We start from the raw sequence: 19,726 nt of genomic DNA, 5'->3' as shown, positions 1-19,726 counted from the left end.
CCGGCCACCTCAGTTCCGGTAGGAGACGTCGAACTGTTTGACCCCGTTCAGCCAGCCCGATCGCACACGACGCAGTTCGCCGAGCCGGGCGATGTCGGGCAGGGTGTCGGCGATCGCGTTGAAGATCAGGTTGAGTTCGAGTCGGGCGAGGTTGGCGCCGATGCAGAAGTGGGCGCCGTTGCCGCCGAAGGACAGGTGCGGGTTGGGATCTCGCGTGATGTCGAAGGTGAACGGGTCGTCGAAGACCTCTTCATCGAAGTTCGCGGAGCTGTAGAACAACCCGACACGCTGGCCGGCGGCGACGTCGACGTCGCCGATTCGGGTGTCGGTCAGGGCGGTTCGCTGGAATCCATGGACCGGGGTGGACCATCGCAGGATCTCCTCGATGGCCGTCGCCGGACGTTCCCGCCGGTAGAGCTCCCACATCTCCGGATGGTCCAGGAAGGCGTTCATCCCGTGCGACGTCGCGTTGCGGGTTGTCTCGTTGCCGGCGGTGATGAGCAGGACGACGAAGAAACCGAACTCGATCTCGGTCATTCTCTCGCCGTCGATGTCGGCCTCGATGAGGGCGGTGATGAGGTCGTCGGTCGGGTTCTTGCGGCGTTCCTCCGCCATCGCATATGCGTAGGCGAGTACCTCGGCGTTCGCGGTCGCCGGGTCGATGGTCTCGTCGGGGTCGTCGTTGTTGATCATCGCGTCGACGAGCACGTGGAGCCGCTCGCGATCGGCCTGCGGGACGCCGATGAGGTCGAGGATCGACTGCAGGGGTAGATGCACCGCGATGTCGTCGACGAAATTGCCGCTGCCCTTGGCGGCCGCGGCCTCGACGATCTCGTGAGCCGAGGCCGCCAGTTGGTCCTTGAGCAGTGCTACCGCCCGCGGAGTGAACATGCGCGACACGATCTTTCGCAGTCGAGTGTGCTCCGGCGGGTCGTGGTTGATGAGCAACGCCTTCGTGAGTTCGATCTGGTCGGGCGTCACGTAGTCGGGCAGGCGCAGGATCGCGCCCTTGGCGTTGGTGGACCACAGCTGGTTGTTCTTCGAGATCTCGCGGATGTGCGCGTGCTTGGAGATCACCCAGAAACCGCCGTCGGTGAACCCCGATGTACCTACCGGCTGCGCATTCCACCAGACGGGGGCGGTGCGGCGGAGCTCGGCGAACTCCTTGACCGGCATGCCGTGCTGCTGGAGTAGATCGGGGCCGGTGAAGTCGAAACCGTCGCGGAACGGATTGACCTTCGTCGGTGTCGTCATCTCGAACCTCCGGGTGGACGAGCACGCATGTACGTGATGTGTGCTACATCACCACACCATACATCATTGGGTCATGCGTATGGTCAGCTCGAGACGCGGGCGAACGGACTGGTGACGGTAGGCTCATGACCTGATGCGCACACATGGTTGGAGCGGTCGGGTACCCGTCAACGACGCCGAGGCGGTCGCGCGCATCCTGGCGGCGACCCGCACGACCATCGACCGGCGTGGCACGGCCACCAGCATCGCCGACGTCGCACGTGAACTCGGGGTCACCCGGCAGACGGTGTACCGCTATTTCTCCGGCACCGAGGAATTGTTGTCGGCGACCGCCCTCGACGCCGTCGAAGGACTGCTCGAACGGGTGATGACACGACTGGCCGGTATCGCCGAACCCGACGCGGCCCTCGTCGAGGGCATCGCCGCCGTACTCGAGGAGCTCGCCGAAGACGACTACGTCGGCCTACTCCTGCGGGCCGACAAGCTGAGCGTGCCGGTGGTCGGCGGATTCACCTCCGCCGACGCCCGACGATTCGCCCGCACGATGGTCGACCGACTCGAGGTCGGCTGGGCCGAGAACGGCTACGACGCCCACGCCCTCGACCTCATCGCCGAGATCGTCCTGCGCACACTGCAATCCATGGTCCTCGACACCGAGTCGCACCGGACCGGTGCCGAACTCCGGGCTTTTCTCGACGCCTGGACCGGTGCCGCGGTTCGGGAGCTCGCGCGACAGGGCCCGGTCGTTCCCTGAGGTGCGAGCCGGCGCTTGTACTTGCTCCCTGAGGTGCGAGCGCAGCGAGCCACGAAGGGCTGGCGACGTCGACTCACCAGGCCTTCGTGGCTCGTCGCTTGCGCTCCTCACACCTCAGGCAGCACTGCTGGTGTGTCGCGTTCTCTCCGATCAGGCACCAGAGGTGTCGCGCTCCTCAGGCGGCAGCGGCCGGCTTGCAGATCACCACCGGGATCTCCCGGTCGGTCCAGGCGGCGTAGGTGTCGTAATCCGCGTAGACCTTGACCAGATCCGGCCACAATCCGGCGCGCTCGGCGTCGGTGGCGGTATGTGCGACGAGGTCGTACTTCTCCTTGCCGAGCTGGATCGTGACCTGAGGGTTGTCGCGCAGATTGAGGTACCACGCAGGGTGTTTCGCCGAGCCGCCCTGCGAAGCGACTACGACGAACGCGTCCCCGCGACGCAGGTAGATCAGCGGCGCGGTACGCGGCTGACCGGATTTGCGGCCGATGGTGGTGAGCAGGCACACCGGCGCTGGCTTCTTGAGCCCCGCACCGATGCGCCAGGTCTCGCCGAATCGTCCGCCCGTCAGCTTGTACACCGCGGTGTGTGCCCGTGAGCCGAGCTTGATGATGGTGCTGACGATCGGCGAATCGAGCTGGTCCGGTTTCTTGTCCGGGTCGAAGACGGCCACGCGGTCAGATGCGCTCGAGGATGGTGCCGGTGGCCATCGCGCCGCCGGCGCACATGGTGACCAGGGCGGTCTGTCCGTCGCGTCGCTCGAGTTCGTGCAGGGCCGTGGTGATCAGGCGAGAACCGGTGCTGCCCACGGGGTGGCCGAGAGCGATGGCGCCGCCGTTGACGTTGACGCGATCCATGTCGGCGTTGTGGACCTGGGCCCAGCTGAGCACCACCGATGCGAAGGCCTCGTTGATCTCGACGATGTCGATGTCGGACAACGACATTCCCGACTTCGCCAGGACACGTTCAGTCGCCTGGACCGGGCCGTCGAGGTGGAAGTGCGGTTCCGAGCCGACGAGCGCCTGAGCCTTGATGCGGGCGCGCGGCGTCAGGCCGAGGGCACGGGCCTTCGCCTCGTCCATGATCAGCACGGCCGCGGCGCCGTCGGAGATCTGCGACGACGTGCCCGCCGTGTGGATGCCGCCGTCGATGACCGGCTTGAGTGCGGCGAGGGATTCGAGAGTGGTCTCCCGCAGGCCCTGGTCGCGGCTGACATCGATGATGTTGCCCGTCAGCTCGCCGTCCTTGGTCCGCTCGGGCGCCTTGAACGTGAGCACCTCACGGTCGAAGCGTCCTTCGTCCCAGGCCTGGCGGGCGAGGCGCTGGCTTCGTTCGCCGAGTGCGTCGACGTCGGCACGGGTGATGCCGCGTCGCTTGGCGATCCGCTCGGCTGCCTCGAACTGATTCGGCAGGTCCACATTCCATGAGTCCGCGTGGTAAGGGCCGGCATTGGTGCCGACATTCGCGCCGAGCGGCACGGCGGTCATGGTCTCCACGCCGCAGGCGATGCCGACCTCGATGGCGTCCGACGCGATGAGCCCGGCGATGAGGTGATTGGCCTGCTGGGCGGATCCGCACTGGGCGTCGATCGTGGTGGCGCCGGTGTGCTCGGGGAGTCCGGCCGACAGCCAGGCCTTGCGGGTGACGTTGCCCGCCTGCGAGCCTGCCTGCGTGACGCAGCCGCCGATGGCCTGCTCGACGAGGGCCGGGTCGATTCCGGCCTTCTCGATGAGACTGCGCTGCATGATGCCCAGCAACTCCTCTGCGTGGAGGCCCGACAACCACCCGGCGCGCTTGCCGATCGGCGTGCGTGCTGCTTCCACGATGACCGGAACGCCCATCTTCACTCCTTCGTTCACCCGGCGGACCTCGTCCGTCGTCTGCGGGTCGACGGCACTTCGACGGAGGTGTCGAGGCCGTGCAATCAAGCTAGAACATGTTCTATGTTTGCGTCCATGGGCAGCGTCGGAAGGCCGGTCTGGGCGGTGTCGTAGCACGTTCCGCCGGACTTCCGATGCGTACCGGGATACATGGGATCTTATGTCCCCGACGGCCGAACTCCGCAGGTGGGGCGGGTGCGCGATCCGAAAACTAGAACAAGTTCTCATCCGGGGGTGTCGCGTGTGTCACAATGTGGTCTAATGAGATTGAAACAGGTTCTAAATCTCCAGCGAGGTGGTGTGACGTGACCCAGGCCCAGAGTGCCCCGATCGGCAGTGAGCCGACCACGGCGGATTCTGCGCGCACGAGCCCTTCCGACGTAGTCGTGAAGTGTGCGTTCATGGAGCAGGAGGGTTGGGACTTCACCAACCCCGACCTGCTCGAGCAGGGAATCCCGGTGGAGGAGTTCGCGCAGCTCCGTAAGACCGCGCCGGTCTGGTGGAACGCCCAGGCGCCCGGCAAGGGTGGAGGTTTCCACGACGGCGGTTACTGGGTGATCTCGAAGCACGCCCACATCCGCGAGATCTCCAAGAACAACGATGACTGGGAGACCAACGCCAACGGCGTCATCATGCGTTTCGACGACGAGATGACCGCCGAGCAGATCGAGATCACCAAGGCCCTGCTGATCAACCACGATCCGCCGGAGCACACCCGTCTGCGCAAGTTGGTCTCCAAGCTGTTCACTCCCCGTGCGGTGCACTTCCTCGAGGAGAAGCTCGACGACGCCGCCCGCGAGATCGTCACGCGCGCTCTGGAGAAGGGCAGTGGCGACTTCGTCAAGGACGTCGCCGTGGACCTGCCGCTGCTCGCCATCGCCGATCTCCTGGGTGTTCCGGAGCAGGATCGCGAGAAGCTGTTCGACTGGTCGAACTCGATGATGAACGCCGACGACCCGGATTACACCACCGATCCCCAGCAGGCCAACGCCGAAATCCTCGGCTACGGCTACACGATGGCGGAGGAGAAGCGCCGCAACCCGGGCGAGGACATCGTCACCAAGCTCGTGAACGCCGACATCGACGGGCAGTCGCTCGACGAGACGGAGTTCGGCTTCTTCTTCATCCTGTTGACCGTGGCCGGCAACGAGACCACGCGTAACGCCATCAGCCACGGCATGAACGCCTTCCTGGACAACCCCGACCAGTGGGAACTGTTCAAGAAGGAGCGCCCCGCGACGGCCGTCGACGAGATCGTCCGCTGGGCGACCCCGGTCAACTGCTTCCAGCGGACCGCGAAGCGCGACACGCAGATCGGTGGCATCGACATCAAGAAGGGCGAGCGCGTCGGCATGTTCTACGGCTCGGCCAACTACGACGAGGACGTGTTCGACGATCCGTTCTCGTTCAACATCCTTCGCGACCCGAACCCGCACGTCGGCTTCGGTGGCAACGGTGCGCACTTCTGCGTCGGCGCCAACCTGGCGCGCATGGAGATCAACCTGATGTTCAACGCGCTCGCCGATCTCGTCCCGGACATCACCAAGGTCGCCGCGCCGCGTCGTCTGCGTCACGGCTGGATCAACGGCGTCAAGGAACTCCGCGTCGACTACGGGACGAAGTGACCGCGACAGACCCGAAGCCGGCCTACCTGGACATCGACCGCGAGAACCATCCCGCGGTCGTGGCGGGTCGTCGTTCACGAGAGTTCGTGGAGTCCCGCGACAAGCAGGCGTGGATCGACAACTTCGCGCCGGACGCGATCGTCCAGGATCCGGTGGGTCCCTCGATGTTCGATCCGGAGGGTGTCGGATTCCGGGGGTACGAGCGCATCTCGGAGTTCTGGGACAAGTCGATCGCGACCACCGAGAGCATCGAGTTCCGCTTCGACGAGGAGATCATCTGCGGGAACGAGGTCGCCTACATCGGCAGCATCGTCACGCACATCGCAGGTCATGTCTCCGAGGCGCGTGGTGTGTTCACCTACCATGCCGACTCCGAGGGCCGCCTCTCCGCACTGCGGGCCTACTGGGAGGTCGAGAAGACGATCAACTCGGTGCGCAAGGCCTGAACGAGCACACGAACCGCCGCGGGCGGGACCGGTGATGACCTCACCCGTCCCGCCCGCGGTCTTCTTGTCGGATCGGTCGTTACAGTGGTTGCCTCGTGGCCGAAGATGGGTCGAGAGAACCATCGACACGAAGGGTGGAAGGACTCGGAGTCCGGCGCGATCGATCAATTCGACGCGGTGTACCGCGAGCACGTTGCGGGGGTGTGGCGCTACGTGCGTACCCGTGTGCCCGGAACCGCCGATGCCGACGACGTCACCGCTGAGGTGTTCGCCAAGGCGATCCGCTCCTGGGACCGTTTCGACGGCCGGCGCGGCTCGGTGGGCAGGTGGCTGATCGGGATCGCCCGGCATGTCGTCGCGGACTGGTGGGCGCGTACCGCGCGAGAGGTGCCCGTGGCCGAGGTGAGTGCCGATGCCGACCGGTCCGAGGGCATGATCCGGAGACGGCGATGCTCCGCGCGGCGGACGTCGACGATGTCCGGAGTCGCCTGTGGGTTCTCACCGCGCGGGAACGCGAAGCGGTCACGCTGCGGTTCACCACCGAGCTGACCTCGGAGGAGATCGGTGCTGCGATGGGTCTCTCGGCGACCGCGGCTCGCATGCTGGTCTACCGCGGCGTGGCCAAACTGAGGGAGGTGATGCCGCGGTGACGTCGAACGATCCATCCGATTCCGAGCCGCCGTTCGATCCCGAGGAGGTCGCGGCGGCCGAGCGCCTCGACGACGACATCGCCGCCGTTCTCGCCGGCTCCGCCCGACCGGGTGCGGTGGAGCCGGATCTCGTGTTGCTGGCCAATGCCTTCCGGCGTGCGCCGACCACGTCGACCTACGCGGCCGTGGAACGGCAGGTCGCCGCGGCGCGGGCGAGTTCCGCCGGCCGGTGGCGGTGGTCGCTCGCACAGGGGGCCGCGGCTGTGCTCGGGCTTCTCCTTGTCCTGCATGGTGTTGGCAACATGGTTGCCGGAGAATGGCTCTCGACCTCGCTCGGTGAGCCGTACAACCAGCACGCGATGGTCGACGGTGGCCTCGCGTTCATGGCGGTCGGTGCGGCGATCGTGGTGGCGTCGACGCGTCGCCGATGGCTGCCGGTCGCATTTCTCGTGGGGGTGCCGCTGGGTCTGGTGCTGGGCGGCCGCGGGGTGCATGAGATCGGGGTCTTCGCCTGGGGGCCGTGGCGCACGGTGCGGTGGCGCTGGCGGCGATTGTACTGCTGGTCACATACTTGGCTGCACGGCGTTACAGCCGGCGACGCGGACGGGAAGGGTAGATATGAGAGCACTACACCGGATCCGAAACTACCTCAGCGCCATGAGCGGAGCCCGGCGCAACCGCACCGAACTCGTCGGGAAGATAGCGCGGCGACCACTCATCGCCGGGGCGACGATGGGGATGGAGAGCGCGATGCTGCTGTCCAACAGTGTCGACCCGAAACTCAAAGAGCTCGCCGAACTCAAGGCCGCGGGGATGGTCAGCTGCGAATTCTGTCTCGACATCGGCTCGGCGCTGGCATCGGGTGCCGGGATCACCGAGCAGCAACTCCGTGATCTGCCCGACTACCAGGACTCCGATGCCTACAGCGAGGTCGACAAGCTCGTGATCGCCTTCGCCGAGGCGATGACCCGCACCCCCGCGGTCGCCGACGATCTCGCCGAGGTGCGTCGACGCCTGGCCGGTCACTTCTCGCCGACGCAGATCGTCGAACTCGCGATGACCGTCGCCTGGGAGAATCAGCGGGCTCGCCTCAACCAGTCCCTGGGGGTCCGTCCGACCGGAATGGCGGACGGGATGGCCTGCGCTGTGCCCGAGCGGATTTCGTAGCATCCATGCGCTGATGGTGCGCATGAATGCTACGAAACGCCGGTCAGTGGAGGGGCTTGTCGGCTCCGACGAGCCACATCGAGAAGTACTGTGAGCCACCGCCGTAGGCGTGGCCCAGGGCCTTGCGGGCACCGTCGACCTGGTGGTCGCCGGCCTTGCCCATGACCTGGATCGCGGCCTCCGCGAAGCGGATCATGCCCGACGCGCCGATCGGGTTCGACGACAGCACGCCACCGGAGGCGTTGAGCGGGATGCGCCCACCGATCTCGGTGTCGCCGGATTCGGTCAGCTTCCAGCCCTCGCCCTCGGCGGCGAAGCCGAGGTTCTCCAGCCACATCGGTTCGAACCACGAGAACGGCACGTAGATCTCGGCGACGTCGACCTCGTCGAGCGGATTGCTGACGCCCGCCGACTTCCACAGGGCGGCAGCGGCATCCCGGCCGGCCTGCGGACTGACCACGTTGCGGTGTGCGAACGACAGCGGCTCGGTCCGCATGGCGGTGGCGTGAATCCACGCGACCGGGTTGCCACCGGCGACCGCGTCGTCGGCGACCTGCTCGTCACCGATCACGACCGCACACGCGCCGTCCGACGACGGGCATGTCTCGTCGTAGCGGATGGGATCCCAGAGCATCTGTGAGCTCATGACCTTCTCCACGCTCTGATCCGGCTGATGCAGGTGCGCCAGCGGATTGAGTGCGCCGTTGCGACGATCCTTCGCCGCGACCATCGCGCCGATGTGCTCCGGTGCGCCCGACTGGCGGATGTACGCGCGCACGTGCGGCGCGAAGAAGCCGCCGGCGCCGGCGCCGACGGGCTTCGTGAACGGCACCGGGATGGACAGCGCCCACATGGCGTTGGACTCGGACTGCTTCTCCCAGGCGACGGCGAGGACGCGCTTGTGGACGCCTGCGAAGACCAGGGATGCGGCGACGTTCGCCGTCGAGCCACCGACCGATCCGGCGGTGTGCACCCGGATCAGACGCTTGCCGACGGCACCGATGGCCTCGGCCATGGCGAGCTCGGGCATCATCGACCCCTCGAAGAGGTCGGGGGCCTTGCCGATGACGATGGCGTCGATCTCGTCGAGGGAGACCCTGGAGTCGATCAGCGCCGCGTCGATCGCCTCGCGGACCATACCGGCCATCGTGACGTCGGAGCGCTTGGCGACGTAGCGGGTCTGGCCGGTACCGAGGACTGCCGCACGGTTCTTGTGTCCCATCAGTTCCCGCCTCCCGCGTTGTTCTGGTCGCTCAGGGTGACCACCATGTTCTGCTGCAGCAGAGGGCCGCTCGTCGCGTGGGCGACGGCGGTGCCGGCGTTGCCGGTGAGGATCTCGTGGGCCGCATAGCCGATGCGCTGTAGGCCTACCGAGAACAGCGAGTTGCCGGCCAGCGCACCGCCGGACGGGTTGATCCGCACCGAATCAGGTAGATCGAGAGCATTACGCACGATGATCTCCTGATGCGAGTACGGCGCGTGTATCTCGGCCACGTCCACCGCTCGGCTGCGGTCACCGAACGCGGTGTCGCCGGCGAGCTTCGTCGACGGCGAGACGGTGAGATCCCGGGCCCCGAAGTTGGGCGTGTCGATGCGGTGATCCCAACCGGTGACGAACGCCGGATTGGCCACCAGTTCACGGGCTTTGCGCTCGCTGGCGATGACGACCGCGGCGGCTGCGTCGGTGTAGGGCGCGATGTCATGGCGGCGCAGGGGATTCGCGACGTAGTCGCTCGCCAGGAGGTCGTCGACCGAACCGCCGGAGGTGCGGGCCCCGATGGCGGCCATGTCGGCCTCGGTCCAGGTCCCGGCGTCGATCCCGGCGCGTGCCTGCAGCGCGGCCAGCGAACGGGCATCGGGATGCAGCGGCGCGACCGTGTAGGGGTCGGTCTGCAGGGCGAGGGTCTGGTCGGTGTTGCCTGCGGAGGCCTTGCCGAAGCCGTAGGCGAGCGCCAGGTCGACCTCGCCGGTGGCGATCTTCACCCAGGCCTCATAGAGTGCCCAGGCGCCGTCCATCTCGACATGGGACTCGTTGATCGGCGGCATCGCGCCGATCGAGTCGATTGCGGAGATGAACGAGAAGGCGCGTCCGGCAAGATAATCCGACGAACCGCTGCACCAGAACTCGATGTCGGTGCGGCCGATGCCCAGTTCGGCGTAGAGCTTGTCGAAGCAGGGGATGAGCATCTCGACACCGTTGGTGGTGCCATGTGTGCCCACGACGTTGGGGCTGTGGGCGAACCCGATGATCGCGATCGGCGGCAGTGTCATCACAGATGGTCCTTCATCACAGGTGGGCTCGGTAGGTGTCGTACTCGGCGTCGGGTTCGCCGGTGGGTGCGAAGTGGCTGATGTTGCCGATCGAGTGCTCCCACTCGTCCTCGGGCAGCCAGACGGCCTTGACGCGCATGCCCATTCGGACGTCGTCGGCCTCGCAGTCGAGGATCAGGTGCAGGAACGGGATGTCCGCACCGTCGAGGAGCACATATGCGGCCACATACGGAGGCTTGATCCGCTGGCCCTGGAACGGCACGTTCACGATGCAGAACGTCGTCACGATGCCGGTGTGTGGGAGTTCGACTCGTTCGACGGCGCGGGCGCCGTCCGCCGGGCTGACCGAACGGGGCGGGAAGTACACGCGCCCTTCGTCGACGCCCGAACCGATCCGGGTACCGATCAGCTTGCCCGCCTTGAGGCCTTCGAGGTAGGCGGACTCCTCCTCGGTGGCCGAATGCGTGATCTCGGTCGTGATGGGGGTCGGGATGACGACGAGGCCGGCCTCGGCACCCTTCGGTGCGTCGGCGGTGTTCTCCGGTGCGGTCTGTGGGCTCTCGCCCGGGGCGAAGTACGCGATGTCGTCGATGCGGCCGATCCGTGCGGCGCCGAACACCGCGTGCACACGCAGTCCGGTGGAGATCTCCGACGGCGACTCGACCGAAACCGCCTGCAGCAGTGCGGTGTCCGCGCCGTCGAGCCGGATCAGTGCCCACGCGAAGGGTTTGTCGAGCGGCTGTCCGGGCACCGGCTCGTCCTGCCAGGTCCAGCTGGTGACGGTGCCGACGGTCGAGACCTCCGCGAACTCCGTCGACTGTTTCCCGGTCACGGGATCGAATTCGGCCGGCGGCACGGAGACCTTGCCGTCGCTGCCCTTCGACCCGACGATGCGGCCGTCGCGCAGCGCGAGCGCGAACTGGCTCAGCACCGGACCCAGCGACCGTGTGTAGTCGAAGGAGTTGATCAGGGGAGCGGTCAGGATGGGGGACTTCGGCTCGGGCACCGTGGCAACAGGACTGGCGATGGGGTTGCCGGCGGCCGGAGACGTTACGCTCATGCTCACATCTCGAGTAGAACACGTTCTAGTATTGGACACAAGACGCATGTCAGGCCGTGAGAATCTCCGCGGCCGGCGAAAGGGAATGCGAGTGAAGCTCGGTCTGCAACTCGGATATTGGGGTGCCGATCCGATCCCGAACGCGCCAGAGCTGATCGCGGTCGCGGAGGAATGCGGATTCGACGCGGTGTTCACCGCGGAGTCCTGGGGATCGGACGCCTACACGCCGCTGGCGTGGTGGGGTGCGGCGACGTCGCGCCTCCGATTGGGCACCGCGGTGGCCCAGCTGTCGGCGCGGCCGCCGACCTCGCTGGCGATGCACGCGCTGACCCTCGATCACCTGTCGAACGGCCGGCACATCGTCGGCCTCGGTGTCTCCGGGCCGCAGGTGGTGGAGGGCTGGTATGGCGAACCCTTCGGAAAACCGTTGGCGCGCACCCGTGAATACGTCCAGGTGGTTCGTGACGTCCTCGCCCGCGCCGACAAGGTGACGAGTGCCGGACCGCACTATCCGCTGCCGTACCCGGCCGACGCGCCCGGCGCCACCGGACTCGGCAAGTCGCTCAAGCCGATCACGCATCCGCTGCGCGCCGACCTCCCGATCTGGCTGGGCGCCGAGGGGCCGAAGAACGTCGCGCAGACCGCCGAGATCGCCGACGGCTGGCTCGCCATCTTCTTCAGCCTCGGGCTCGCCGATCAGTACAACTCTTGGCTCGACGAGGGATTCACACGTCCCGGAGCACGCCGAAGTCGTGAGGACTTCGAGGTCGCGGCCACGGTGCAGGTCGTCATCACCGACGACGTGGCGTCGGCGATCGAGCGGTACCGGCCGTCGACCGCGCTGTACGTCGGCGGAATGGGCGCCAAGGAGAAGAACTTTCACGCCGAGCTCTACAAGCGCATGGGTTACGGCGACGCGGTCGACGAGATCGTCAGCCTGTTCCTGAGCGGCAAGAAGGCCGAGGCGATGGCCGCGGTCCCCGACGAGATGGTCCGCGAGACGATGCTCGTCGGGACCGCCGACGTGGTCCGGGCGCAGATCAAGGATTGGGAGGCCGCGGGTGTGACGATGCTGATGGTCACCGCGCGCGACACCGAGACCATCCGGCAGTTGGCGACGCTGGTGTAGTCGCCTCATCGCTCAGGCAGCAAGTGGTCAGAGGCTGTCGATGATCTCCGCGAGCGTCTCGTCGGCGAGCGGGAACGGTTGGTAGATCGCGACATCCGTGGCGATGTCGTGCGACCGTGCGCGGATCGTCGCGGCCACATCGCGTGGACTGCCGTGTGCGGCGATGAGTTCGAGGAGTTCGTCGTCGACGAGACCGGCCATCTCCGCCCAGCGCCCCTGCTTCGACAGCAGGTTCAGCTCGGTCTGGAGGTCCCCGTAGCCGTGCATCTCCAGCACCGGTCGATAGGCGGGCGTCGACCCGTAGAAGGACAGGAGACGGCGGGCCGCGTCGACCGAGGTGTCGAACTCCTCCGCGGTGCGACCGGTGGCGACGATGATCTCCGGGACCACCGCGAAGTCCGCGCGGGTACGTCCGGACGCGTCCAGGCCGGCGTCGACGCGCGGCAGGATCGATTCGCGGACGAATCGATCGGTGGTGAACGGCATGACGAGCAGGCCGTCGGCATGTTCGGCGACGGCGCGGGTGAGTCGGGGTCCCAGGGCGCCGACGTAGATCGGTGGCATGCCGTGTGGGTTGGGTCCCGGGTTGAACATCGGGGTCATGAGGCGGTGCCGATAGAACTCGCCGTCGAAGTCCAGCCGGGTGCCGTTCTGCCAGCAGTCGAAGATCGCCCGCAGTGCGGAGACGAACTCGACCATCCGGTCGACCGGCCGCTCGAACGGCACCCCGAACCGCTTCTCGATCTGCGGTCGGATCTGCGTGCCGAGTCCGAGGGTGAACCTGCCGCCGCTGAGCAGCTGGAGGTCGTTGGTCTGATGGGCGACCGTGATCGGATTTCGCGGGAACGCGATGGCGACGTTGGTCATCAGCGCGACGCCGTCGACGCCGGCCGCGCCGAACAGCGGGCTGAAGACGTCATGCGGGCCGTCGAAGGTGAAGATCCCGTCGATCCCGGCGTCTCGCAGTGCCCGGGCGCGTTCGGCCGCCTGCTGCGGACCGAAGAGTGCGGTGTGGATTCTCACCGGTGCTCGGTGGTCCTCACTCGCCGGTGAACTCCGGGGTGCGCTTCTCGGCGAATGCGCGGGGCCCGACCTTGGCGTCCTTCGACTTGAAGACCTTGATGCCGATCTCGGCGTCGATCGCGAAGGCGTCGAGTTCGTGGAGGCCCTCGGTCTCGCGGATGGTCTTGAGGATGCCCTGGACCGCGAGTGGTCCGTTGGCGGCGATCTTCTCGGCCAGCTCCAGAGCCTTGTCCAGTGCCTTGCCGTCGTCGACGACGTGCCCGATGAGGCCGTACTCGAGCGCCTCGCGCGCGGTGATGTGCCGGCCGGTCAGGAGGATGTCACAGGCGACGGTGTACGGGATCTGCCGGACCAGGCGCACGGCGCTGCCGCCCATCGGGTAGAGACCCCACCGTGCTTCGGACACGCCGAACTTCGCGCTCTCGCCGGCGATTCGGATGTCGGTGCCCTGCAGGATCTCGGTTCCGCCGGCGATGGCCGGGCCCTCGACCGCGGCGATGAGCGGCTTGGTCAGGCGACGGCCCTTGAGCAGGGCGGGCAACGACGCGGGGTTCCACGCGCCGGAGTCGACGGTGTCGCCAGGGGCCTGCTTGTTCATGCTCTTCAGGTCGGCGCCCGCGCAGAAGTAACCGCCCGCGCCGGTGAGGATCGCGACCCGGATGTCGGGATCGGAGTCGACCTGGTCCCACGCCTCGGTCATGATCCGCATCATCTCGGTCGAGAGTGCATTGCGCGCCTCCGGACGGTTCATCGTCACGATGAGGATGTGCCCGCGCTTCTCGACGAGGCACTCGGGAGCCTTGTCGGTGACGGACTCGGTGGGGGTGGCTGTGGTCATCGCTGTCTCCCGGTCATATTCCGCACTTGCCCAGAACGATAACACGTTCTAATTTTGAGGCCATGGCCTATACGATCGCCGATCTCATCGAGCATGCCGTCGACCTGGTTCCGGAGCGCGTCGCCCTGGAATCCGGCGATCACGGCCGGACCTACGCCGAACTCGAGGCGCGCTCCAACGCGCTCGCCCACAAGCTCCGCGAACTGGGCGTGCAGCCCGGCGATCGGGTGGGCCTGTACAGCAGAAACACCCTCGAGTCCGTCGAGTCGATGATCGCCGTCTTCAAGGCGCGAGCGGTCATGGTGAACGTCAACTACCGCTACGTCGAGGCCGAGCTCGAGCACATCTTCACCGACTCCGGGATGAAGGTCCTGATCCACGAGCGACGGTACTCGCAACGGGTGTGCAACACGTTACCGAAATCACCGGCGATCGAGCACCGCATCGTGATCGAGGACGGGACGTCGGAAGACCTGTGCTGCGAGGGGCACGACGACGCGATCCGGTATGAGGAGGCCATCGCCGGGGCGCCGTCGGAACGCAACTTCGAGGACCGCTCCAACGACGACCTGTACATGCTCTACACCGGCGGCACGACCGGAAAACCCAAGGGCGTCGTGTGGCGCCAGGAGGATGTGTGGCGCGTACTCGGCGGCGGAATCGACTGGTACACCAGCGAACCCGTGCCCGACGAGTGGCACCTCGCGAAGACCGGTGCCGACGGTGGACAGCTCGTGCGCTACCCGATCCCGCCGTTCATCCACGGCGGCTCACAGTGGGCGATCTTCCAGTCGCTGTTCGCCGGCGGAAAAGCCGTGGTGTACCCCGAGTTCAGCGGTCCGACGGCCTGGGAGATCGTCGAGCGACACAAGGTCAACGTCGTGTTCATCACCGGTGATGCCATGGGGCGCCCGATGGTCGAGGCCCTCGGGCAGGGCAAGGAGTACGACCTGTCGAGCGTCGTCTCGATCGCCTCGTCGGCCTGCCTGTTCTCGCCGAGCGTGAAAGAGCAGTTCCTGGAACGCTTCCCGAACGCCGTCATCGTCGACGCGATCGGCTCGTCGGAGACCGGTTTCGGTGGTCTGGGCATCGTCGCGAAGGGCACACCGCACACCGGGGGCCCACGCGTGAACGCCGACAGCGAGACCCACGTCCTCCGTGAGGACGGTACGCCGGTGGAACCGGGCAGCGGCGAGATCGGGGTGCTCGCACGGTCGGGCCATGTGCCGCTGCGCTATCACAACGACCCGGAGAAGTCGGCGAAGACGTTCAAGGTCTTCGACGGCGTGCGCTACTCGCTGCCGGGCGACCACGCGGTTCTCGAGGCCGACGGCAGCATCACCATGCTCGGCCGCGGATCGGTGTCGATCAACACCGGCGGCGAGAAGGTCTTCCCCGAGGAGGTCGAGGGTGCGCTCAAGGCCCATCCCGATGTGTTCGACACCGTTGTGGTGGGAGTCGCCGACGACCGCTGGGGTCAGCGCGTCGCCGCGGTGATCGCCGCCCGTGACGGGGCACGTCCCTCGCTGGAGAGTCTCAACGACGTCGTGCGCAAGGAGCTCGCGGGCTACAAATGCCCGCGCAGCGTCTGGTTCGTCGACGAGATCAAGCGTTCGCCCGCAGGTAAACCCGACTATCGCTGGGGGGCGGCGGTCACCGCCGAGCGTCCCGCCGACGAAGCGCTGTAGCGCCGGAAATGTGACAAGGCGCTGTAGAGCGCCGGAAACGAGTGAGAGCAATGCGTACAGAACTGGCCGACAGGTTCGGCATCGAGTACCCGATCTTCGGGTTCACCCCGAGCCAGGATGTCGCGGCGGCGATCAGCCGTGCCGGCGGATTGGGTGTGCTCGGATGTGTGCGGTTCAACGAGGCCGAGGAACTCGACGAGGTCCTCGAGTGGATGCACGAGAACACCGACGGCAAGCCGTTCGGCGTCGACGTGGTGATGCCGGCCAAGATCCCGACCGAGGGGTCCAAGGTCGACCTGGATTCGATGATCCCGCCGGAGCATCGGGCGTTCGTGGAGCGCACGCTCGACGATCTCGGTGTCCCGCCGTTGCCGGGTGGTGATCGCGTGAATGCGGGTGTGCTGGGCTGGCTGCACTCGGTGGCCCGCTCGCATGTCGACGTCGCGATGGAGCATCGTCGTAAGTACGGGCAGATCAAACTCATCGCCAACGCGCTCGGATCGCCGCCGTCGGATGTCATCCAGACCGCGCACGACAACGGGGTGCTGGTCGCCGCCCTCGCGGGCGCGAAAGACCATGCGCTGCACCATGTCGAGGCCGGCGTCGACATCGTCATCGCCCAGGGCTACGAGGGGGGCGGCCACACCGGCGAGGTCACCTCGATGATCCTGTGGCCCGAACTCGTCGACGCGGTCGGCGACTCCGCGCCGGTGCTCGCGGCCGGCGGTGTGGGTAGCGGTCGCCAGATCGCCGCGGCCATCGCGCTCGGTGCGCAGGGCGTGTGGATGGGTACGTACTGGCTGACCGCCGCCGAATACAAACTCGGTGTGCCCGAGGGCTCGGACAAGCCGTCGACGGTACAGCAGGCGCTGCTCAAGGCGACGTCGCGCGACACGGTGCGTCGTCGTATCTACTCGGGCAAGCCCGCGCGTCTGCTGAAGACGGCGTGGACCGACGCCTGGGACGCCGAGAACGCTCCCGAACCGCTGCCGATGCCGCTGCAGAACCTCCTCGTCGCCGAGGCGCACGCGCGCATCTCGGCGGCCGACGATCCCGACGTCGTCGCGATGCCCGCGGGTCAGATCGTCGGACGCTGCAACGCGATCACCCCGGTCGCCGGCCTCATCGCGGATCTCGTGAGTGAGTACGAAGAGGCCGTCGGGCGGATGAACAAGACGCTGGGCGGCTGACCCGCCCCGCACCCACCCCTTTTCGGCAAACCCAGCACGCGCGGGTGGTGGAAACGCCGAAAAGGGGTGGGTCTGCGTCAGGAGCGGTAGGTTCGACCCTCACGTCGCCAGGTGGGCGGGCCGGGATCGGATGCCAGTAGGCGCTTCACCGTCTTGAACGTGGCGGTCTCGGGAAGCGAGTCGACGATCCGCACCCGGTGTGGCCATTGCTTCGGGCCGAGATCGTTCTGCGCCGAGAGGAAGTCGGCGAAGTCCTCGGGGTCCAGGTCACCGTCCGCGACGATCACCGCCTCGATCTCGTCCCCGATCTCCACCGGTATCCCGTGCACCGCGACCTGTCGGATCGCGGGATGCCGCAGCAGGATTCGTTCGATGGGTCCGGTGCCGAGGTTCTCCCCGTCGACGCGCAACCAGTCGCCGAGGCGGCCGGCGAAGTGCAGGTAGCCGTCGTCGTCCACCCAGGCGAGATCGCCGGTGTGGTAGACGCCGCCGCGCATGCGTTCGGCCGTCGCGTCGGGGTCGTTGTGGTAGCCGGCGAACAACCCCGGCCCCGAGGAGTTCACGATCTCACCGATTACGCCGGGCGGTGCGGGTTCACCGGTCTCGACGTCGACGACGGCGGTCGGTGCACGAAGCGGACCCAGCGCATCGTGCGGGGTGTCCGGGGTCCGGGTGATCGCGACACCGCCCTCGGTGGACCCGAATCCGTCGACGACGCGGCAGCCGAAGCGGACGGCGAAGCGTTGCCGATCCACCGCCGACGCCTCGTTGCCGTACATGATGCGCAATGAACTCGACGCGTCGTCGGGATGTGGGTCGGTGGCGAGGATGTAGTTGAGCGGCTTTCCGACGTAGTTGGCGTAGGTCACGCCGTAGCGGTGGAGGTCGGCGACGAAGCCGCGTGCGGAGAAGCTGCGACGCACCGCGATCGACGCACCACCCGCGACGGCCACGCTCCATCCCGCGATCATCGCGTTCGAGTGGAACATCGGCATCGACAGATGGATGACATCGTCGGCACCGATTCCGAACCGTTCCGCGAGCATCGGTCCGCTGACCGCGAAGGTCCGATGCGTGCAGCGCACAGCCTTCGGATCGCCGGTGGTTCCCGACGTGAAGATCAGCATCAGCAGGTCGTCGGGCGTCGCTTCGACCAGCGGTGCCGCGGCACCCGATTCGATCGCCGACGACCACTCCGGACCATCGACGTCGACGACGCGGACGTCACCGAGGTCGACGCCGGCAAGCAGGTCGCGGGTATCGCTGCCACACAGCACGATCTGGCAGTCGGCGCGCGCGACGTCGGCGGCGAGCGCGGCGCCGCGTCGAGTGGTGTTGAGTCCGACGAGGACGAAGCCGTGCCGCGCCGCGGCCGCGAACAGGGCGCTGAACTCCGGTGTGTTGGTGAGTAGTACACCGACATGGGGTGGCCGGTCGGGTGACAACCACTCGAGCAGGACGTCCGCCCGGACCGCAGCGCCCTCCAGATGGCGTGCCCACGAGGTGAACTCCTCCTCGAAGTACACACCGCGGTCGGTGACCTCGCTCAAGGGGGCGAGCAGGTCGCCGACCGTCGACACCACCGACCCCGTCGACACCCGGCCCGGCGCGCTCACGCCGGGGTGGCGGCCAACTCGGCGCCGATCGCGCGTACCGACGCCGTCGCCGATCCGTAGGCGAACTCGTTGTGCTTGGCGCGCAGGAAGTATCGATGAACCGGATGGCTGGTGTCGAGGCCGACGCCACCGTGCACGTGGACCGTGGTGTGCGCTACCCGATGCCCGGCCTCCGCGGCCCAGAACTTGGCAGTCGCGATCGCGTTGTGCACCTCGGTGGCGTTGTCCGAGTTCGCCAGCAGCCAAGCGGCCTGGGTGGCCGTCAGCGCGAGACCCTGAGCGTCGATGTAACCGTCGGCGAGACGCTGGGCGACGGCTTGGAAAGAGCCGATCGCCCGGCCGAACTGCTCACGCTCACGGGCATATTCGGCGGTCAGCTCGAGCGCGCGTTGCACGACACCCGACTGTTCGGCGCAACAGGCCAGCGTCACCCGTGCCCACAGGGCGTCCGCCACGCCGGAACCCTCGAGCACGGCGTCGGGATCCACCGGCACGTCGTCGAACTCGACCTGCGCGGTCGGTATCAGTCCGGTCGACGGCGCGGCCGTGACCCGGACCCCGGTCGAGTCGGTGCGCACGGCGACCACCACGACGCCGTCGGGCCCGACCGCGTCGACCAGCAGCAGATCAGCGGCCTCGGCATAGGGCACGTTGACCTTGACGCCGGACAGTCGCGAACCGTCGGACGAGAGGGAGGTGGTGGGGGAGTCGGTGGGCGAGCCCAGGTCCTCCTCGACGGCCACCGAGACGACGAGACCACCAGAGGCCCCCGAAGCCAACACCTGCTCACGAAGAGCCGTCGACCCGTGCGCGGCGATGACCGGCAGTGCGGCGATCGCATGCGATCCGAACGGCACCCGCGCGAGAGTCCGGCCGAGTTCGGTTGCGATGAGTGCGTTCTCGATGACGCCGAGATCGCCGCCGGCATCGCCCGCGTCCTCCGATGTCAACTCGAGCCCCAGCAGGCCCGCATTGCCGAGTTGCCGCCAGAGTTCGGCGTCGATCGGTGCGCGTGCGGATTCGAGTTCGGCGACGCGTTCGGGCGTGCTGACGGCGGTGGCGATGTCACGGGCAAGGCCACTGACGTCGTCACCGGATTCGGGAAGGGAGAAATCCATGGTGGAGTGCCTCTTTC

At 67.2% G+C, this 19,726-nt stretch carries 20 protein-coding genes; 9 read left to right on the top strand and 11 right to left on the bottom strand.

From position 1 onward, the window contains the following. Positions 1–9: 9 nt before the first annotated feature. On the bottom strand, positions 10–1,254 hold the full coding sequence (locus BPODLACK_RS10415; protein WP_159405219.1) for a cytochrome P450: 1,245 nt from the start codon (positions 1,252–1,254) through the stop codon (positions 10–12). A 133-nt stretch (positions 1,255–1,387) separates the two neighbouring features. Here BPODLACK_RS10415 and BPODLACK_RS10410 point away from each other — a divergent pair, with 133 nt between their 5' ends. Continuing rightward, entirely contained in the window at positions 1,388–2,008 is a 621-nt protein-coding gene (locus BPODLACK_RS10410; protein ID WP_006437010.1) for a TetR/AcrR family transcriptional regulator, read from the top strand. Positions 2,009–2,183: 175 nt separating this feature from the next. On the opposite strand, the gene BPODLACK_RS10405 is transcribed toward BPODLACK_RS10410, so the two are convergent. Together BPODLACK_RS10405 and BPODLACK_RS10400 are read right to left on the bottom strand one after the other, a co-directional pair. Then, on the bottom strand, positions 2,184–2,681 hold the full coding sequence (locus BPODLACK_RS10405; RefSeq protein WP_006437009.1) for a nitroreductase family deazaflavin-dependent oxidoreductase: 498 nt from the start codon (positions 2,679–2,681) through the stop codon (positions 2,184–2,186). A gap of 4 nt (positions 2,682–2,685) precedes the next feature. Further along, on the bottom strand, positions 2,686–3,849 hold the full coding sequence (locus BPODLACK_RS10400) for a steroid 3-ketoacyl-CoA thiolase (protein WP_159405218.1): 1,164 nt from the start codon (positions 3,847–3,849) through the stop codon (positions 2,686–2,688). A 344-nt stretch (positions 3,850–4,193) separates the two neighbouring features. Between BPODLACK_RS10400 and BPODLACK_RS10395 the strand changes: the two genes are divergently transcribed. The 4 genes from BPODLACK_RS10395 to BPODLACK_RS23545 all read left to right on the top strand — a co-directional run bounded on the left by BPODLACK_RS10395 (position 4,194) and on the right by BPODLACK_RS23545 (position 6,609). After that, positions 4,194–5,513 carry a cytochrome P450 gene (locus BPODLACK_RS10395; RefSeq protein ID WP_159405217.1) on the top strand — a complete coding sequence of 440 codons (1,320 nt, stop codon included), beginning with the start codon at positions 4,194–4,196 and terminating at the stop codon, positions 5,511–5,513. After that, complete coding sequence (locus BPODLACK_RS10390; RefSeq protein ID WP_006437006.1) at positions 5,510–5,959, top strand: nuclear transport factor 2 family protein; 450 nt, start codon at positions 5,510–5,512, stop codon at positions 5,957–5,959. Before BPODLACK_RS10395 ends, BPODLACK_RS10390 begins: the two co-directional genes overlap by 4 nt. A 105-nt stretch (positions 5,960–6,064) precedes the next feature. Beyond that, complete coding sequence (locus BPODLACK_RS10385) at positions 6,065–6,508, top strand: RNA polymerase sigma factor (RefSeq protein ID WP_236577653.1); 444 nt, start codon at positions 6,065–6,067, stop codon at positions 6,506–6,508. Continuing rightward, the gene (locus BPODLACK_RS23545; protein WP_236577658.1) at positions 6,448–6,609 is read left to right on the top strand and encodes a sigma factor-like helix-turn-helix DNA-binding protein; all 162 of its coding nucleotides are present in this window, start codon (positions 6,448–6,450) and stop codon (positions 6,607–6,609) included. Before BPODLACK_RS10385 ends, BPODLACK_RS23545 begins: the two co-directional genes overlap by 61 nt. On the opposite strand, the gene BPODLACK_RS10380 is transcribed toward BPODLACK_RS23545, so the two are convergent. Continuing rightward, on the bottom strand, positions 6,567–7,103 hold the full coding sequence (locus BPODLACK_RS10380) for a hypothetical protein (RefSeq protein ID WP_159405216.1): 537 nt from the start codon (positions 7,101–7,103) through the stop codon (positions 6,567–6,569). The two genes, BPODLACK_RS23545 and BPODLACK_RS10380, sit on opposite strands and share 43 nt — an antisense overlap. 124 nt (positions 7,104–7,227) lie before the next feature. Between BPODLACK_RS10380 and BPODLACK_RS10375 the strand changes: the two genes are divergently transcribed. Then, positions 7,228–7,776, top strand: a complete 549-nt coding sequence (locus BPODLACK_RS10375; RefSeq protein WP_006437003.1) for a carboxymuconolactone decarboxylase family protein — start codon at positions 7,228–7,230, stop codon at positions 7,774–7,776. Between the two features lie 43 nt (positions 7,777–7,819). On the opposite strand, the gene BPODLACK_RS10370 is transcribed toward BPODLACK_RS10375, so the two are convergent. The 3 genes from BPODLACK_RS10370 to BPODLACK_RS10360 are packed head-to-tail and all read right to left on the bottom strand — an operon-like array spanning position 7,820 to position 11,107. Then, positions 7,820–8,998: a thiolase domain-containing protein gene (locus BPODLACK_RS10370; protein ID WP_006437002.1), complete on the bottom strand. Its 1,179-nt coding sequence runs from the start codon at positions 8,996–8,998 to the stop codon at positions 7,820–7,822. Then, complete coding sequence (locus BPODLACK_RS10365) at positions 8,998–10,047, bottom strand: thiolase domain-containing protein (protein WP_040004814.1); 1,050 nt, start codon at positions 10,045–10,047, stop codon at positions 8,998–9,000. Before BPODLACK_RS10365 ends, BPODLACK_RS10370 begins: the two co-directional genes overlap by 1 nt. Positions 10,048–10,063: 16 nt before the next feature. Further along, positions 10,064–11,107 (bottom strand): Zn-ribbon domain-containing OB-fold protein, encoded by a 1,044-nt coding sequence (locus tag BPODLACK_RS10360; RefSeq protein WP_006437000.1) that lies wholly within the window; start codon positions 11,105–11,107, stop codon positions 10,064–10,066. Positions 11,108–11,198: 91 nt separating this feature from the next. Between BPODLACK_RS10360 and BPODLACK_RS10355 the strand changes: the two genes are divergently transcribed. Then, a complete protein-coding gene (locus BPODLACK_RS10355) occupies positions 11,199–12,236 on the top strand; it encodes an LLM class F420-dependent oxidoreductase (protein ID WP_006436999.1) in 1,038 nt (345 codons plus the stop codon). 27 nt (positions 12,237–12,263) lie between these two features. Here the strand turns inward: BPODLACK_RS10355 and BPODLACK_RS10350 are convergent, their stop codons facing one another. After that, the gene (locus BPODLACK_RS10350) at positions 12,264–13,259 is read right to left on the bottom strand and encodes a TIGR03617 family F420-dependent LLM class oxidoreductase (RefSeq protein ID WP_159405215.1); all 996 of its coding nucleotides are present in this window, start codon (positions 13,257–13,259) and stop codon (positions 12,264–12,266) included. A gap of 16 nt (positions 13,260–13,275) precedes the next feature. Next, positions 13,276–14,097, bottom strand: a complete 822-nt coding sequence (locus BPODLACK_RS10345; RefSeq protein WP_024499325.1) for a crotonase/enoyl-CoA hydratase family protein — start codon at positions 14,095–14,097, stop codon at positions 13,276–13,278. Positions 14,098–14,159: 62 nt separating this feature from the next. Between BPODLACK_RS10345 and BPODLACK_RS10340 the strand changes: the two genes are divergently transcribed. Together BPODLACK_RS10340 and BPODLACK_RS10335 are read left to right on the top strand one after the other, a co-directional pair. Further along, positions 14,160–15,785 carry an acyl-CoA synthetase gene (locus BPODLACK_RS10340; protein ID WP_024499324.1) on the top strand — a complete coding sequence of 542 codons (1,626 nt, stop codon included), beginning with the start codon at positions 14,160–14,162 and terminating at the stop codon, positions 15,783–15,785. 50 nt (positions 15,786–15,835) lie between these two features. Further along, the gene (locus tag BPODLACK_RS10335) at positions 15,836–16,975 is read left to right on the top strand and encodes an NAD(P)H-dependent flavin oxidoreductase (RefSeq protein WP_006436994.1); all 1,140 of its coding nucleotides are present in this window, start codon (positions 15,836–15,838) and stop codon (positions 16,973–16,975) included. A 77-nt stretch (positions 16,976–17,052) separates the two neighbouring features. Here BPODLACK_RS10335 and BPODLACK_RS10330 read toward each other — a convergent pair whose 3' ends face one another. Further along, complete coding sequence (locus BPODLACK_RS10330) at positions 17,053–18,591, bottom strand: long-chain-fatty-acid--CoA ligase (protein WP_006436993.1); 1,539 nt, start codon at positions 18,589–18,591, stop codon at positions 17,053–17,055. After that, the gene (locus BPODLACK_RS10325; RefSeq protein ID WP_006436992.1) at positions 18,588–19,709 is read right to left on the bottom strand and encodes an acyl-CoA dehydrogenase family protein; all 1,122 of its coding nucleotides are present in this window, start codon (positions 19,707–19,709) and stop codon (positions 18,588–18,590) included. The genes BPODLACK_RS10330 and BPODLACK_RS10325 overlap by 4 nt, the downstream gene beginning before the upstream one ends. Between the last annotated feature and the right edge of the window lie 17 nt (positions 19,710–19,726).

This window comes from Gordonia sp. YY1, from assembly GCF_009872315.1.
In the GTDB taxonomy this organism is placed as follows: domain Bacteria; phylum Actinomycetota; class Actinomycetes; order Mycobacteriales; family Mycobacteriaceae; genus Gordonia; species Gordonia amicalis.
Note: the sequence above shows the minus strand (reverse complement) of the source record. Positions and strands in the feature narration are given on the sequence as shown.